This is a genomic window from Streptomyces sp. NPDC060366 (assembly GCF_042725135.1).
Taxonomy (GTDB): domain Bacteria; phylum Actinomycetota; class Actinomycetes; order Streptomycetales; family Streptomycetaceae; genus Streptomyces.
Genome location: NZ_JBHXDC010000018.1, coordinates 67,489 through 83,105, shown reverse-complemented (window position 1 = coordinate 83,105; position 15,617 = coordinate 67,489). Strand labels below are relative to the sequence as shown.

The following is a 15,617-nucleotide window of genomic DNA, read 5'->3' as shown; positions in this document are numbered from 1 at the left end:
CGAGAAGGCCCGCGAGGGCCCGTGCGGAAGCTGAATCTTCGCAGTCGCACCGCATCGGCAACTCTACGGCCGACGGCGGGTCCCGGTCGACTTGGGAGGGCCCCGCCGCCGGCCGGACGCCCGGATCCGCCCCGGTCCCGCGACGATTCGCAGGCCGGTGGTCTAGACGGGTGGCGGTGAGGTGAGCCAGCCGGCCACGGCCTCGGCGATCGGCTGCCGGGTCTCCAGCTCCACGAAGCCGAACTGGCCGCCCTGGTTGCATTCGAGAAACCACCAGGTGCCGTCGGCGTCCTCGGCGAAGTCGAACGCCCCGTAGGCGAGTCGGGCGACGCGCAGATAGCCGTACACGGCGCGGGTGATGCGCTCGGGCACCTCGACGGGCTCCCAGCGGTGGCCGCTCTCGCCGTACCGGCCGTCCACCTGATCGGGTGTCGCCGCCTTGCGGGCGGCGAACAACTGGTGCCCGACACAGGTGAGCCGGATGTCGGCCCGCTTGGATATGTAGCGCTGGAGCAGGGTGGGGCCGGCGGCGACCGACTCGAAGTCGGCGCCGGCGCCAACCCGGGTGGTCGGCAGTGAGACCGGCGGGTCACCGGGGGGCGGGCCGGTGATCGACTTCACCACGATGTCCCGGTGTTCGGCGGCGAACAGCCGGGCGATGCGCGGGAAGGTGGTGACGAGCGTGGGCGGTACGGCGAACCCGCTCTGGTGCGCGACCCGCAACTGCCATGGCTTGAGCCGCGCCTGAGCCGCCGCCTGCGGATGGTTCATCCAGCGCGCCGTCGTGGAGTACAGCATGCCGAAGAACGCGTGCGCGGACTCGGCGGTGAGCCACGGCGAGGGGTTGGGCGCGTGGGCCGCGCTCGCGCCCGGCCGGCGCACCCATATCGAGCGCAGCCCGTCCATGCTCAACAGGCGTCCGCCCGCGGACAGATGGCCACGGAAGTCGCCGCTGACGTACTCGGCGGACATCGACGCCTCGCCCGGCAGATCGGCGGGGTCGAAGCGCACCAGCGGCGTGCCGCGCCCGTGCAGCTCGGCCACGACCATGTCCGCGGTGACGTCCTGCTCGGCGGTCAGGATCAGCACAGTCATCGGGTAACCAGGGCTGTCAGTCGTCGAAGTGCGTCTTGGAGCCGGCCGTCGAGGTCGTCGACCCGGCGGCCAGCAGCAGTGCGCGATCGGCTATCGCGGGACGTCCGTCCGGCAGGACGTTCAGCTGGAGCGTGGAGTCGTAGGTGAAAGGTCCGACGACCGGTGAGCTCTCCGCCGGAAAAGCGTAGTTCAGAGCGAACGGTCGCATGATTCTCCTCCACTGCCCCACGAGTGTGTTTCAGTCACAGAGGTAACAATACGTGGCGAAGATGTAATGGTCTCAGCACGGAAAGTCATAAATGACGAACCGTCAGGCGGAGCGGGCCCCGCCGTCCCCCGGACCTGGGAGGACGGGCCCCGCGGCGCGCCGGCGACGCCGTCCGAAGTCCTCAAGTCCGTTGTTGAGAAACCGAGTTCGGCGCCCCTCCAGGGCCTGTATCGGGACATCCTGTCCGGATTCCGCCACTGGCCCTCACTTCCGGAGGTGGCGGATGTGAAGGGCGTGGACGGTGTCGCGGACACTCGCGGGCGCCCGGACGCCGGACGGCCGGGGCGGGGGAGAGTCCCCTGCCCCGGCCGCCGCCGGTCACCGGCATCCGGTCGCCGGGCCTGTCTCAGAAGGTGAAGACGGTGCCTCTGCCTCCGTCCATGGCGCACGAATTGGAGAAGGTGTGGGCGTAGTCGACGCGCTGCCCCTCCCACACGCCGTCGGCCGTCACCGTGACCGGCTCCCACTCCTTGGTGCAGACGCGGTTCGTCGCCGACGTGGTGATCGCGTCGAACTTGGCGCTGTTCTTCTTGAGTTCGGCGCAGGCCGTGGCCGCGTCGGGGTGGCTGCCGGACGGGGTGGGCGCGCAACTGAGAGTAACCGCGCGCCGTACCGTCCCGGTCTTGTGATCGGCACCGTCCGTGACGGTCAGCACCAGCGCCGAGGGCGCGTACATGCTCCCTCTCGCGTCGGGCGCGGTGTCGGTCGAGGCCGGCACGCCTCCGATGGCTGGCTCTCCGGTGGACGGCTCCGAGGCCCCGGTGCCTCCGGTCGGCGCGCCCCCGGCCGGCAGGGCGGCGCCGGCCGTTCCGGCGAACGTCAGACTGCTGAGGGCCAGTACCGCTCCACAGGCCGCAGCCCTTGCGATGCTCCGCATTTCGAACACTCCCTGGGTCGATGTCTCGGACAACGGACGTGAGTCTTGCTCACGCCAGGGGTGCTTCGCCCGCTCTGTGACCGGTTTTGGTCGCTCCGCGTGTCGCTCCGATCGCGGTGTGTGTCCATAACGACCCGCTCCGGGCCTGTGCGGATCGGGCGGTGAGATGGGCTGGAACTGGTTGATTCGCAGCCGGACTCACTGGTTGACGGTTTGATTGTAAGGTGACGAAACTCGTGAACCTTTGATTATATGATCGTCAGCGGCGCAGGAGCAGCTCCGTGTTGCGTGCGTCCTTCAGCCCCGCCAGGTCCTGGCGGCTGCCCGGCGCGTTGAGCGCGAGCTCCCGGTAGAGCGACGCCAGGCCGGACTGGGAGAGATCCGTGAAATCGGTCTCGCGCGGCGCCGCCGACTCGATCAGCGTGGTGAACAGCGAGAGCGTGCCGTCTTTGTTGTCCGCGATCTCGATGACACGCGCGAGCTGTGGGAAGTCGATGTGCGATGCGGTGGAGATCTCCCAGAACGAACCGTGCGGCAGTACCACGTTGCGGTGACTGTGCCCGTTGATCCAGGCCACCGCGCAGCGGTGGCGCCGCAGCAGCGCCACGACCTCGTCCCCGTCGTGCCGCGCCTCGCCGGGCCGGGCGGGGTCGGGCCGCTTGTTGCCCATCGTCCAGCTGTTGTGGTGCGTGAACAGGACCACGTACCCGTCGCGGTGCTCCTTCAGGGTCCGCTCCAGCCGGTCGAGCTGCGCCGTGCCGACGGAACCGGTGAAGTGCCCGCCGTGGTCGGTGGTGTCGAGGCTGACCCCGGTGACGTTCTCCCCCATGGAGAAGGTGTAGTCGAGGCTCGCTCCGTCCAGATTGTCCCGCGTGTACCCGTGGCCGACCGGTCCCGCTCCGGTGTTCGCGGGGTTCAGATGCGCCGAGAGGTACTGCCGTGGGGTGAACGGCGCGCGGCGGGGGTCGGCGGTGACCGCCCGCATGCGCCGCTTCTCGCGGCGCAGCAGTGAGATCAGCGCGCCGCCGTCGGCGGTGTCGCCCTGGGAGATCCGCGCGAGCAGCGTCGCCGCGTCCGGGTCCGGGATGTCGTACAACTTACGGCCGCCGACGGCGAATTCGGCGAGGAAGCCGGTCCGGTCGGCGTACGCGCCGCTGGTGAGGCCGTCATGGTTGCCGACGGTGGAGTACCAGGGGAGCGTCAGGCCCGGACTGCGCACCGGGCGCAGGGCCGCTTCGAGGAATCCGTCGATACGGGGGTAGCCCAGGCGCTTGTCGGAGTCGGGCGCGCCGTCCTCCGGGTGCCAGTACATCCGCAGGCCCGAGTTCTGCACGCCCTCGTACGCCTCCCGGTCGCCGCTGTTGGGGGTGACGAGACCGCCGCTCATGAGGGTGAGGTACCAGTCGAGTTCGCACAGCGAGTTGTTGTCGGTGTTGTCGCCGGTCGTCACGGCGAAGGTGAGCGGGGCGCCGGTCGCCGGCCCGGTCCCCAGCGCGTTGACCTGCTCGATGAGCGATACGGCTCCGGCCACCGACAGCGCCTCGTGGGGGCGCCAGGCGCCGGACGACTGGCTGCGTACGTACTCGGTGCGCACCGGGTGCTGGACGTCCGTCACATGGAGGTCGGTGAGCTGGACGAAGGAGCTGAGTACCGTACGGCGGTCCTCGCGGCCGGACTTGGCGGAAGCGAACTGTTCCCGTACGACCCTGCGCCAGCCGGGTCCGTCCCCGAGCCGCCGGAAGGTGGCGCTCGGGTCGCGCGGTGCGGCGAGTGAGTGGAGCGTGGTGCGGCCGGCCGACGGGCCGGTGGGGGACGGGGCGGGTGTGGGGGTGGTGGCGGCCGGTGTGCGGGCGCCGGGCACCGTGGGCGCGGGGGCCGCGGAGGCGCTGCCGGAGCCGCCACCCGTACCGGCCGCCAGGCCGATCCCTGCGGACAGGCCCACGGCGCCGGCGGCGGCGAGGAAGGAACGGCGGTCGACAGTGGTGACCGCGGAGCGGATGCGTGACATGGTGCGCTCTCCCCGAGTGCGTACGTCGCGACAGCAAGGACGCCGGGGTGAGGGCCCGGCTTCCTACTGATGCTGGGCACCCGGCGTGGCCCGCGTATGAACGAGGCCGCAACGCCCGGCGCCGATCACCGCACAGGGATCACTCGCAACCGCAAACGTTCTCCGGCCCCTCTCGCGGCGTCCGGGATCCGCTCATCCACCGTTCACCGGACGGGGAAGCGCGGCTGTCCGCGGCGCTCGGGCGCCCCTGCCCGGACCGTTCCCAGGCCGTGCCCGAAAGCGCTTTCCCATTTTGTTAGATGTGTTGACGAATTACTGAGCGTGCGTCAGCATCGCCTCCAAATGTTCGAAGTGCCGAACAATTCCTTGCCGAGCCCTGCACCCGGGAGTAGCTCCGCATGCCCACCCGAACCGCACCGCTGCCCGTACGCAACCCAGGAACCGGCGAATCGCTGGGCGAGATCGAGGACTCCGGACCGGAGCGCGTCACCGCCGCCCTCGCCGCCGCGGCGCACGGTCAGCGGGCGATGGCCGCGATGCCCGCGCACGCACGCGCCCGACTGCTGCTCACCATCGCCGATCTGATCGAGGCCGAGGCCGACGACCTGGCGCGGCTGCTCGCCGCCGAGAACGGCAAGCCCGTCTTCCAGACGACCGAGGAGGTCCGCGCGGCCGTCCGGATCTTCCGCGGCTTCGCCGGGGAGGCCACCCGTCTCTTCGGCCGGCAGATCCCGCTCGACGCCGTCCCCGGCCTGGAGAAGCACCTGGCCGTCACCGTCCGCGAACCGCTCGGCCCCGTCGCCGCGCTCGTGCCCTTCAACTACCCGGTCGAGCTGTACGCCCACAAGGCGGCGGCCGCCCTCGCCGCGGGCAACGCCGTCCTCGTCCACCCGCCCGCGCGCTGTCCGCTCGCCGTGCTGCGGATCGGCGAACTCGTCGAGCGCGCGGGCGCCCCCGAAGGCGCCCACCAGATGATCACCGGCGGCGTGAGCGTCTCCCGGGAACTCGCCTCGCGCCCCGGTGCCGCCGCCGTCAGCCTCACCGGCAGCACCACCGCCGGCCGGGAGATCGCCCGCCGCGCCGCCGACACCCTGAAGAAGGTCCACCTCGAACTCGGTGGCAACGACGCCCTCATCGTCTGCGACGACGCGGACATCGAGGCCGCGGCCGACGCCGTCGTCCTCGGCAGACTCGCCCGCGGCAACGGCCAGATCTGCTGCGCCGTCAAACGCGTCTACGTCCAGGACGGCGTGCACGACAGCTTTGTCGAGGCACTGCTGGCGGGCGCCGCCAAGCTCAGCGTCGGGGACCAGTTGGTGGATGGCAATGATGTCGGTCCGTTGATCAGTGAGGAGGCGGCCGAGCGGGTCGAGTCGGCGGTGGCCGCGCTGGTCGCCGACGGCGCGCGCAAGGTGGCGGGCGGTGCTCGCCGGGGCGCCTTCTACGACCCCGCCGTCCTCGTCGGCGTCCCCGAGGACAGCGCCGCGTTCGCCGACGAGATCTTCGGCCCCGTCGCACCCGTGGCCCGCTTCACCGACCCGTTCGACGCCGTACGGATGGCCAACTCCTCCCCGTACGGCCTCCAGGCGGCCGTCTTCACCCGCGACATCCAGCGCGCCTTCACCCTCGCCGGACGCCTCGAGGTCGGTGGCGTCGTCATCAACGGATCGACCGCGCTGCGCGCCGAGAACCTGCCCTTCGGCGGACCGAAGGACACCGGCGGCTCGGCCGAAGGGCTGCACGACACGGCCCTGGAGTTCACCCGGCAGAAGACCATCATCGTGATGGGGGCCTTCGGGTGAGCACGCCGACCCGGCCGGTCCTGCGGATGAGCGGGGTGCACAAGTCGTACGGGCCCACGCGGGTGCTGCACGGGGTGGACCTCACCGGCAGGGCCGGTGAGGTGCTCGCCGTCGTCGGAGCCAACGGGGCCGGCAAGTCCACACTCATCAAGATCCTCGCGGGCGCGGAACGGATGAGCGCGGGGGAGCTCCGACTCGACGGCGTGAAGGTCGAGTTGCGCTCGCCCCACGACGCCCACACCCATGGCATCCGCACCGTCCACCAGGAACTGACCCTGGTCCCCGAGCTGTCCGTCACCGAGAACCTCTTGATGGGCCACTTCCCCCGGCGCCTCGGCGGCCTCATCGACTGGAAGGCCGCGCACCGGCGCGCCCGAGCCCTGCTGGAGGGCATCGGCTACGGCGCCATCGACCCCCGGACCAGGGCCGGCCGCCTCACGGTGGCCCGACAGCAGATGGTCGAGATAGCCAAGGCCCTCGTCAGCGAGGGCGGCGAGCCCAAGGTGCTGGTCCTCGACGAGCCGTCGGCAGTCCTCGCAGGCAGCGACCTGGAGGCCCTGTTCGCGCTGATCCGCCGCCTCCAGGAGCGCGGCGTCCTGATCGTCTACGTCTCGCACCGGCTAGCGGAGGTCACCGAACTGGCCACCTCCATCGTGGTGATCAAGGACGGCAGGGTGGTCGCCGAGACGACCCCCGACAACACCGACGAGAACGAACTCATCCGGCTTATGGCGGGCCGCCCCGCCGGACAGCTCTACCCGGCCCGTCGCCCCACCGGGGGCGACACGCTGCTCGACGTCTCGGGGCTGGGCCGCACCGGGGAGTTCGGCGACGTCTCCTTCTCCCTGCGCGCGGGCGAGATCACCGGCCTCTTCGGGCTCGTCGGCTCGGGCCGCAGCGAACTGGCCCGCTGTGTCTTCGGCGCCGAGCCCGCGAGGACCGGCACCGTCCGCGCGCCGGGCAGTGACGCCGTACGGTTCCGCAGTCCCCGCGAGGCCATCGCCGCCGGCCTCGCGCTCGTCACCGAGGACCGCAAACGCACCGGACTCGTACTCGGCCTCAGCACCGCCGACAACATCGGGCTCACCACCCTGCGCACCACCACGCGGGGCCCGCTGCTCGACACCGCCGGACGCAGGCGCGATGTCGTCTCCATGGTCGACCGACTGGACATCAGGCCCGCGCACTCGGCGAAGCTGCCCGTCCGCACGCTCAGCGGCGGCAACCAGCAGAAGGCCGTCCTCGCCAAGTGGCTCCTCACCGGGCCGCGCGTGCTGCTGCTCGACGAGCCCACCCGCGGCGTCGACATGGCCACCCGCGCCGAGATCTACCGGATGCTCGACGGGCTCGCCCGCGACGGCATGGCCATCCTGCTGATCTCCTCCGACCTCACGGAGGTGCTCGGCGCCACCGACCGGGTGCTGGTGATGCACGAGGGGCGGATCGCCGCGGAGCTCCCTTCGGAAGGTACGACCGAGGACACGGTCCTCGCCCACGCGATCGGACACGCAGCATGACCGAACAGCTCACCAAGTCAACCGGGCCCGGCCAACCCGGACCGCCGCCGCGCGGGCTACGGCTGCCCCGGCTCACCGTCGCCGGCCACGACATCACCGTCGAGACCGGGCTCGCCGCGCTTCTGGTGATCTTCGTCGTGGTGGCAGGATCCACCACCGAGGCCTTCCTGACCGAGGGCAACATCACCAATCTGCTCAAGCAGATGGTCACCACCGGCCTGCTCGCCTACGGCATGCTCGCCGTGATCCTCACCGGCGGCATCGACCTCTCCGTCGGCTCGGTCGTGGCGTTCTCCGGCATCGTCGCCGCCGGGCTGTCCTCCGGACTGCCCGTGCCCGTCGCCATGGCGGTCGGCATCGCGTCCGGCATCGGCTTCGGACTCGTCAACGGCGCGCTGGTGGCGCGCTTCCAACTGGCGCCGTTCGTGGTCACACTCGCCGCGCTCACCACCATCAGAGGTCTCGCCTTCGTCTACTCCGAGACACCCGTCGCGCCCGAGAAGCCGGGCTTCTTCGAGCTCGGTTCGGCGGTGATCGGCCCGCTGCCCGTCTCCACCCTCATCATGCTGGCGGTCTTCCTGGTCGGCGGCGTCTTCCTCAGCCGCACCCCGGCCGGGCGGTCCCTGGTCGCGATCGGCGGCAGCGCGGAGACCGTACGGCTCGCGGGCATCGGCGTACGGCGCCACATCGTCCTCGCGTACACCATCTCCGGCGCCTGCGCCGGACTCGCGGGCGTCATCCTCGCCAGCCGGGTCGGCATCGCGCAGCCCAGCGTCGGCACCGCGTTCGAACTCGACGCGATCGCCGCCTGTGTCATCGGCGGGGCCAGCCTGGCCGGCGGAAAGGGCTCCGTACGCGCCACGTTCGCCGGTGTCCTCGTACTCGCCCTGATCAACAACCTGCTCAACCTCTACGACGTACAGAGCTTCTGGCAGCAGGTGCTCAAGGGCCTGATCATCGTCGCCGTCATTCTCATCCAGCGCACCGGCCGCTTCCGCAGCGCGCCCGTGAACGATCCGAATCCCGGAAAGGCAAGTCCATCATGATCACGAAACGAGCGACCGGTGTGCTGGTGGCCGGAGTTCTCACCGCGGCTCTCACCGGCTGTTCCTCCGACTCCGGGAGCGGCGGTGAGAAGGGCGACGGCTCCTACACCGTCGGCGTCGCCAACTTCACCCTCGGCGGCCCCTACTTCAACGGTATGGACAAGGCCATCAAGGCCCAGGCCAAGAAGAAGGACGTCGAGATCCTCAGTACGGACGCGGGCGGCGACGCGGCCAAGCTCGCCTCCAACGTGGAGGACCTGCTGAGCAAGGACGTCGACGCCGTCATCATCTCCGGCGGACCCCTGGAGTCGGCGCCCGCCGTGCTCAACTCCCTCAAGGCGGCGGGCAAGCCCGCGGTCCTGGTCGACCGGAAGTTCCAGACGGGTGAGTACGCGAGCTGGGTCGGCCCCGACAACGAGGCGATCGGAAAGCAGAACGGCGAGTTCCTCGTCGAACAGCTTCCCGATGGCGGAAAGGTCGCCCTGATCAAGGGCGGACCCGCCGACAACAGCATCGGCAAGGCGCGTACGGACGGGGTGAAGGGCGCCCTGGAGAGCGCGTCGGGGATCGAACTGGTCGAGGCCCCCGACTACGGCAACTGGAGCTCCGACGGCGGACTGACCGTGATGGAGAGCCTGCTCGCCGCCCACGACGACATCGACGCCGTCTTCTGCGAGAACGACGCCATGTGCCTGGGCGCCCAGCGCGCCGTCAAGGACGCGGACCGCACCGACAAGATCGTGCTGGCGGGCGTCGACGGCCAGGCCGAGGCGTTGAAGGCGATCCTCGACGGGACCAACTACCTGGTCACCGGCCTCAACGACGCCGACGTGATCGGCAGTCTCGGCCTGGACAGGACCGTGGAGATCCTCGACGGCGAGAAGCCCGAGAAGGACACGGTCGTGCCCTCGCCGCGCGTCACCAAGGAGAACGCGGAGAAGTACTACGACCCGGAGGGCAACTTCTGATGAGCCGCACCCCCACCATTCCCCCACCGAGAGGCGGGACCGGCCGCACCCGGTCACTGCCACGGAAGAAACGCGCGTACGCCCTGACGGCACTGCTCTGCGGCGCCCTCGTCCTGCCGCTCTCGCTCGGGTCCGCGAACGCGGCCCCGGACGACGGGACGGCGACCGCGGCGGACAGGCCCGGAAAGCCACCGAAGCAGCCCAAGGCACCGGCCTGGAAGCTGCTCCACTCGGAGAACTTCGCCAAGCCGCTGGACCCCGCGGGCACGCCCTGGACCCGTGAGACGTACAACCGGCCGTTCGACACCATCATGGAAGACAACGGCAAGTGGTACGCCAACGACTACGGGCCCGCGTGGAACACCGCCTTCGACTCCTTCTCCACCTACCGCAAGGAGTTCAAGGTCGGTGACGGCGGCTGGCTCACGGCGTCCCTCTCCGCGCGCGACTGGGACAAGGACGGCCGGATCGAGAAGCCGCCGACCATCACCAACGGCAGGGCGGCAGGCAAGACCGTCGCCGAGCTGAAGGTCCCCGACCACACCGGCGGCGCCATCTTCCGTCCCACGAAGGCCCTGCCGGACCAGTACCGCATCGAGTACAAGCTCAAGACGCTCGACTTCGGCGGCAAGCGCAACGGCACCATCGACTACGACAACCGCGTCAACGGCTACAGCAAGGACGGCTGCAAGACCCAGCACCCCTGGGGCGAGGGGTCCAACAGCCCCGGCTGGGAGGGTGACGCGTCGGCGCCGTACTGCGAGTGGCAGGACGTGCGCGAGGGCAACTACGGGTACAACGGCTTCCACTATCTGTCGATCGTGGACTTCCAGAACCCCGCGCCCCGCAACAACCACTTCTGGCACTACCGCCGCAAGGTCCTGATGGACTCCTTCGCCCAGCACCCCGACCGGGTCGGCTCGGGCACCGGCGGCCGGGTCTGCAACTCGGGCAACGACACGTACTACGACTACAAGGACAGCAGCTTCAACACGGTCAACATGTGGATCAGCGGACTGCCCAACTGGACCCCCGGCAAGGGCGGTCTCGCGGGCAACTCGCAGTGGTTCATGACCAGTTGCTCGGACGGGGTCGCCGAGCAGCAGCTCTCGTCCGCGGCCGAGCTCCAGCCGGAGCTGATGCCCGACCAGGACTACGTCTTCGCGATCGAACGCGACGCCACCGGCTACACGCTGGAGGCCAGCGGCAACTTCGCCCGCGCCGGACAGCAGACACTGCGCTTCCACCGGCCGTTCGTCGTCGACGACAAGCCGATCTGGCACTACAACGTCAAGCCGGGGGAGTACGACGGGCGTTACAACAACACCCTCGTGCAGAACGACCACAACGGCAGCTCCACCTGGCCCGACCAGTGGCCCGCCGGATCCGCCTACCCGGACTCCTTCGTCATCGGAGACCTGTACACGAACGTGTACGAGGGCAGCGCGAGCCTGACCGACATCAAGATGTTCGTGCCCAAGGGGAAGAAGAAGTGATGCCGTAGGGAGTATTTCGCGGGACAGGGGGCACATGCCTCTTCGACCCGAGCCTGCGGCATCCCCCGCCGCAGTGTTCCAACGGCCCCACCGGTCCACCCCCTGCCGGTGGGGCCGCCCCTTTTCCGGGGCCGGTCACCTCTCCACGCAGATCCGTACGGGCTCGTCGCAGGCTCCTGCCCACACCTTCGCGGTCCAGGCGGCGGACAGCCGCAGCGTCCGGTTCGGCACCGCGCTCCGTAGGAGGCGCTGCCGGTGCAGCACCCTCCCTCCCCGGCTGACGACCAGCGACGACCACGCGTCGAGCCTGCTCTCCGTACGGAGGATGAAGCCGCCCGTCGCCACACGCGGGTCCGCCGGATCGATCCGGTTGGGCGCGATCCACAGCAGCGGCGCGTCGACCTCGACGGGCACCCGCACGGCAGGCCGGACGCTGTTTTTCAGATGGCGTAGGACGGGTCCGGCCGCCAGCAGGCCCTCGCGCGCCGCCGTCCCCGCCGGCTCGACCCCGTGCAGCAGATTGCCGACAGCGAAGATCCCGGCCCGGTCCGTGCGGAACGAGCCGTCGACGGCCGGACCCCGGGTGGCGCGGTCGAGCGTGACACCACCCCGGCGGGCCAGTTCGTGGTCGGGGATCCAGTCGCCGGTGAACACCACCGTGTCGCACGCGACGGTCGTGGCCCGGCCGTCCCTGCGCCGCAGCGCAACCCCCGACAGGCGTCCCCGGCCGAGCAGTTCGCTCACACGGGCGCCGACGAGGAGCGGGACGCCGTGCCGCAGCCGGGCGTCGAGAGCCGTGGCGGGGGCGGCCTGGTGGTACGGCAGCTCCGTGACCATGGCCACCACCTCGACACCGGCCTCCCGCAGCGTCCGCACGGCGGAGTAGCTGACGGACTCGGCACCCACGACGACCGCGCGCCGGCCGACCGGCCGGTGCTGGACATGCACCGTTCGTTGCAGCTCACCCGTCGTGAACACCCCGGCGGGCCGGGTGCCCGGCACCAGCCGCGCGCTGCGCGGGCGTTCGCGCGCACCGGTGGCCAGGACGACGGCGCGCGCCGCGATCCGCTCCAGGCCGGCGGGGCTCGTGACGTCGAGAGTGAGCGGGGTCGGCCCCGTCGTGTCGCTCCATCCGGTGACGGTGACGCCCATGCGCAGGGTCGCGCCCGCGTGGAGCGCCGCGTCCGCCCAGTGCCGCGCGTACGCCGGACCGCTCAGGGGCCGCCCCAGGTCACGCAGGCCGAATCCGGAGTGGAAGCAGTGCCGGGGGACACCGCCGGGCTCGTCCTCCCGGTCGACGACCTCGACGCCGACGGAGCCGGTGGCGGCCAGCCGGGTAGCCAGCGCCAGACCGGCCGGGCCCGCGCCGACCACGAGGACGTCGACGGCGCGTTCGCGTCGGCCCGGCGCGCTGCCGGTCGCGGCCTGTCGCTGTTCGCCGTTCACCGGGCGGCCTCCGTGCCGTGCGACGACGCGTCGGGCGTCGGCGTCTCGTGCGACGGCGCGTCGAACAGGGCGCGCACCGCCGCCCCGCAGTAGAACCCCTGGCACCGGCCGCCCAGCGCCCGCGTCCGCCGGCGCAGCCCCTCCGGCGAGGACGGCGGGATGTCACCGGCGAGCGCGTCACGGATCTCGCCGCGCGAAACACGCTCGCAGTGGCACACGATCGCCCCGTACGCGGGATCGGCCGCGATCAGTTCGGCGCGTTCGTACGGACGGGGGAACGCCTCGCCGAGATTGGGCATCGTCAGCGGTACGAGGTCAGCCGCCGTGCCCGGTTCAATACCGGCCTCCGTCAGCAGGTCCACCACGTACGCGGCGATCGCCATCGAAGCGGTCAGCCCGGTCGACCGGATCCCGCCCACCGTGACGTACCGCTGCCCGGGGTGCGAGCGGATCAGGTAGTCGTCGTGTTCGGTGGCCGCGCGCAGCCCCGCGTACACGGCGGTCACCTCCTCTTCGAGGAGGTCGGGCATGATCCGTCGGCCCTTCTCCACCAGGAAGGCGAGCCCTTCGGCCGTGGAGCCGGTGGCGCGTTTGTCGTCCAGGTCCTCGGCGGTCGGGCCGAGCATCACATTGCCGTACACGGTCGGCGACACCAGGACTCCCTTGCCGATCGCCGTGGGAACCGGCAGCAGGATGTGCGTGAGCAGTTCGCGCGCGAGCTTGTCGAAGACCATCAGCTGACCGCGCCGGGGCGTCACCGAGAAGTCGGTGTGACCGAGCAGCCGGTCGAACTCGTCGGCGTACAGGCCCGCCGCGTTGACCAGCCATCGGGTGCGCAGCGGCCCGCGCCCGGTGGAGAGCCGGTGCGGGGAGCGCCGCGAGCCCCCGTTCACCTCGTCCACACGGCAGTTGAAATGCAGGTCGACGCCCGCGCGTACCGCCTGCGTCGCGTAGGCGAGCGTCGTCGTCCACGGACAGATGACGCTCTCGTCGGGGACTTCGAGGGCTCCCACCGCGCCGGGTCCCAGATGCGGTTCGCGTCGGCGAAGCTCGTCGGCGCAGACCGTCCGGGTGCGCCGGTATCCGTTGCGCGCCGCCTTGCGGGCGAGGGCCGGCAGGGTGGCGAGCTGTTCGTCGTCCCAGGCGACGAGCAGGGCGCCGATCGGTTCGAGCGCGATGCCGCACTCCTCGGCGTACACGGCGAGTCTGTCCCGGCCCTCGCGTACGAGCCGGGCTTCGAGCGATCCGGGCACCGCGTCGAAACCGGTGTGCAGGATGGCCGTGTTGGCCTTCGACGTTCCGTCGCCGACATCACCGGACGCCTCGACCAGGGCGGTGCGCAGCGGGTACCGGGCCAGTTCGCGGGCGATCGCGGCGCCGACGACCCCGGCGCCGACGACCACCACGTCGTACACCTCGTCCGGCAGCGGCCCCGAAACGGTGACGGTCATGCCGTGCCCGTCCGTCCGGCGGGTGACAGGCCGGCGACGAGCGCGTCCACCTCCGTACGGAAGACGCCGAGCCGCTCGGCCGCCTCGGCCGCTCCGATCCTGGGCTCGAAGACCTTCTTGGGAAGCCACCGGGGCGCGGCCCGCTCCACCGTCAGACCGGGGTCGAGGCCGAGCCGGGCGAGGGCGCCCACGCCCAGCGCGGTGGCGTCGGGCAACGGGGAGAGTTCGACGGGCAGTTGCAGCAGATCGGCCTGGGTCTGCATCAGCAGGTCCGACCGGGTCAGCCCGCCGTCGACGCGCAGCGCTTCCAGGGGCGTGCCGGTGTCCTCGGCCACGGCGTCCGCCAGCGCGACGACCTGGGCGGCGATGCCCTCGCAGAGCGCCCGCACCAGATGCCCGGGGCCGGTCTCCAGACCGAGCCCGGTCATCGACCCCTTCGCGTCACCGCGCCACCACGGCGCGGCGAGTCCGGCGAGCGAGGGTACGAAGGTGACGCCCCCGCTGTCGGCGACGGACGAGCCCACCCGGTCGAGGTCGTCGGCGCCGGAGATCACGCCGAGATCGCTCAGCCACCGAACGGCCGAGGCCGCCGTGTACACCTGCCCGTCGAGGCAGTAGCTGGTACGGCCGTCGAGCCGCCAGGCCACGCAGCCGACCAGACCGGTCCCGCTGCGCAGTGGACGCGCGCCGGTCTGCGCGAGGAGGAACGCCCCTGTGCCGTACGTGCACTTGGCCGTACCCGGCTCGGTGACGTTCTGGGCGAGCAGTGCTGCCTGCTGGTCGACGAGCAGCCCCGTCAGCGGGATCGGGTCGTCGCCGAAGGCCGTGGTGACGCCGAACCGCCCCGCCGCGTCCACGACTTGGGGCAGCCGTTCGTCGCTCATCCCGAAGATGTCCAGGGCGGCTGGGGACCATTCGGCCGTGTCGAGGTCCAGCAGCTGGGTGCGCCCGGCCGTCGCCGCGTCGGTGACGAACTCGCCGGTCAACCGGTGGACGAGCCAGGAGTCGGAGGTGGTGACGACGCCTTCGCGGGTCAGGTTCCGGCGGATCCACGCCATCTTGGGCGCGGCGAAGTACGGCTCCAGCGGCAGACCGGTCAGCTCTCTCAACATCTCCTCGTGCGCGGCGAGTTCGGCGCAGACGGACGCGGCTCGCCGGTCCTGCCACACGATCGCGTCGGTCAGCGGCTCACCGGTGTCCGGGTCCCAGGCGAGGACGGTCTCCCCCTGGTTGGCCAGTCCGACCGCCGCGACGGGCTCACCGGCGTCGGCGAGCGCCAGGCGTCCGGCGTCGACCACCGAGGAGAGGAGCAGGGCGGGGTCGGCCTCGACCAGTCCGCCGGCTCCGTAGCGCGGGGGCGCCGGCGCCGAGCCGCTTCCGATCACCCCGCGTTCCGGGCAGATCACCAGCGCCTTGGTGGCGGAGGTGCCCTGATCGACGGCGAGCACCGGCCGCGAGGCCGGGTCCACGGCGGTGCCGGGGGAGTGCTGAGCAGGCGGCATGTCACGTTCTTCGGTTCGGAGGCCGGTGATCGTCCGATCACTGAGCGAAAGGGTGGCGCGGCCCGCCTGCGACGTCAAGGTCACGACATGCACTCAGGGTTGCCTAAGATCAGCAAAGTGTTCAAAGGTCGTCGCATTGAC

At 71.0% G+C, this 15,617-nt stretch carries 12 protein-coding genes; 5 read left to right on the top strand and 7 right to left on the bottom strand.

All coding sequences use genetic code 11. The annotated features are described in order from the left end of the window. Positions 1-162: 162 nt before the first annotated feature. The 4 genes from tgmB to ACFWHU_RS31525 form a co-directional block, all read right to left on the bottom strand. On the bottom strand, positions 163-1,095 hold the full coding sequence (gene tgmB / locus ACFWHU_RS31540) for an ATP-grasp ribosomal peptide maturase (RefSeq protein ID WP_385792315.1): 933 nt from the start codon (positions 1,093-1,095) through the stop codon (positions 163-165). A 16-nt stretch (positions 1,096-1,111) separates the two neighbouring features. After that, entirely contained in the window at positions 1,112-1,303 is a 192-nt protein-coding gene (gene tgmA, locus ACFWHU_RS31535; RefSeq protein ID WP_078078718.1) for a putative ATP-grasp-modified RiPP, read from the bottom strand. Between the two features lie 406 nt (positions 1,304-1,709). After that, positions 1,710-2,240: a subtilase-type protease inhibitor gene (locus ACFWHU_RS31530; protein ID WP_387228971.1), complete on the bottom strand. Its 531-nt coding sequence runs from the start codon at positions 2,238-2,240 to the stop codon at positions 1,710-1,712. Between the two features lie 259 nt (positions 2,241-2,499). Beyond that, positions 2,500-4,248, bottom strand: coding sequence for a TIGR03767 family metallophosphoesterase (locus tag ACFWHU_RS31525; protein ID WP_387228970.1), 1,749 nt, complete (start codon positions 4,246-4,248; stop codon positions 2,500-2,502). A 398-nt stretch (positions 4,249-4,646) separates the two neighbouring features. Here ACFWHU_RS31525 and ACFWHU_RS31520 point away from each other — a divergent pair, with 398 nt between their 5' ends. From ACFWHU_RS31520 to ACFWHU_RS31500, 5 genes are read left to right on the top strand one after another with little or no spacing between them, the layout of a single operon-like run. Continuing rightward, a complete protein-coding gene (locus ACFWHU_RS31520) occupies positions 4,647-6,050 on the top strand; it encodes an aldehyde dehydrogenase family protein (RefSeq protein ID WP_387228968.1) in 1,404 nt (467 codons plus the stop codon). After that, positions 6,047-7,567: a sugar ABC transporter ATP-binding protein gene (locus ACFWHU_RS31515; protein WP_387228966.1), complete on the top strand. Its 1,521-nt coding sequence runs from the start codon at positions 6,047-6,049 to the stop codon at positions 7,565-7,567. The genes ACFWHU_RS31520 and ACFWHU_RS31515 overlap by 4 nt, the downstream gene beginning before the upstream one ends. After that, positions 7,564-8,613: an ABC transporter permease gene (locus tag ACFWHU_RS31510; RefSeq protein WP_385792310.1), complete on the top strand. Its 1,050-nt coding sequence runs from the start codon at positions 7,564-7,566 to the stop codon at positions 8,611-8,613. The genes ACFWHU_RS31515 and ACFWHU_RS31510 overlap by 4 nt, the downstream gene beginning before the upstream one ends. Next, positions 8,610-9,581: a sugar ABC transporter substrate-binding protein gene (locus ACFWHU_RS31505; RefSeq protein WP_385792309.1), complete on the top strand. Its 972-nt coding sequence runs from the start codon at positions 8,610-8,612 to the stop codon at positions 9,579-9,581. The genes ACFWHU_RS31510 and ACFWHU_RS31505 overlap by 4 nt, the downstream gene beginning before the upstream one ends. Further along, positions 9,581-11,077, top strand: coding sequence for a mucin-5B (locus tag ACFWHU_RS31500; protein ID WP_387228963.1), 1,497 nt, complete (start codon positions 9,581-9,583; stop codon positions 11,075-11,077). The genes ACFWHU_RS31505 and ACFWHU_RS31500 overlap by 1 nt, the downstream gene beginning before the upstream one ends. A 135-nt stretch (positions 11,078-11,212) precedes the next feature. Here ACFWHU_RS31500 and ACFWHU_RS31495 read toward each other — a convergent pair whose 3' ends face one another. The 3 genes from ACFWHU_RS31495 to ACFWHU_RS31485 are packed head-to-tail and all read right to left on the bottom strand — an operon-like array spanning position 11,213 to position 15,476. Beyond that, entirely contained in the window at positions 11,213-12,523 is a 1,311-nt protein-coding gene (locus ACFWHU_RS31495) for an NAD(P)/FAD-dependent oxidoreductase (protein ID WP_387228961.1), read from the bottom strand. After that, positions 12,520-13,974, bottom strand: a complete 1,455-nt coding sequence (locus ACFWHU_RS31490; protein WP_387228959.1) for an NAD(P)/FAD-dependent oxidoreductase — start codon at positions 13,972-13,974, stop codon at positions 12,520-12,522. Before ACFWHU_RS31490 ends, ACFWHU_RS31495 begins: the two co-directional genes overlap by 4 nt. Beyond that, positions 13,971-15,476 carry an FGGY family carbohydrate kinase gene (locus tag ACFWHU_RS31485; protein ID WP_385792305.1) on the bottom strand — a complete coding sequence of 502 codons (1,506 nt, stop codon included), beginning with the start codon at positions 15,474-15,476 and terminating at the stop codon, positions 13,971-13,973. Before ACFWHU_RS31485 ends, ACFWHU_RS31490 begins: the two co-directional genes overlap by 4 nt. Between the last annotated feature and the right edge of the window lie 141 nt (positions 15,477-15,617).

Coding starts and splice junctions, on each gene's coding strand:
- ACFWHU_RS31510 (WP_385792310.1), top strand. CDS start 7,564: ATGACCGAACAGCTCACCAAGTCAACCGGGCCCGGCCAACCCGGACCG.
- ACFWHU_RS31500 (WP_387228963.1), top strand. CDS start 9,581: ATGAGCCGCACCCCCACCATTCCCCCACCGAGAGGCGGGACCGGCCGC.
- ACFWHU_RS31490 (WP_387228959.1), bottom strand. CDS start 13,974: ATGACCGTCACCGTTTCGGGGCCGCTGCCGGACGAGGTGTACGACGTG.
- ACFWHU_RS31525 (WP_387228970.1), bottom strand. CDS start 4,248: ATGTCACGCATCCGCTCCGCGGTCACCACTGTCGACCGCCGTTCCTTC.
- ACFWHU_RS31485 (WP_385792305.1), bottom strand. CDS start 15,476: ATGCCGCCTGCTCAGCACTCCCCCGGCACCGCCGTGGACCCGGCCTCG.
- tgmA (WP_078078718.1), bottom strand. CDS start 1,303: ATGCGACCGTTCGCTCTGAACTACGCTTTTCCGGCGGAGAGCTCACCG.
- ACFWHU_RS31530 (WP_387228971.1), bottom strand. CDS start 2,240: ATGCGGAGCATCGCAAGGGCTGCGGCCTGTGGAGCGGTACTGGCCCTC.
- tgmB (WP_385792315.1), bottom strand. CDS start 1,095: ATGACTGTGCTGATCCTGACCGCCGAGCAGGACGTCACCGCGGACATG.
- ACFWHU_RS31505 (WP_385792309.1), top strand. CDS start 8,610: ATGATCACGAAACGAGCGACCGGTGTGCTGGTGGCCGGAGTTCTCACC.
- ACFWHU_RS31520 (WP_387228968.1), top strand. CDS start 4,647: ATGCCCACCCGAACCGCACCGCTGCCCGTACGCAACCCAGGAACCGGC.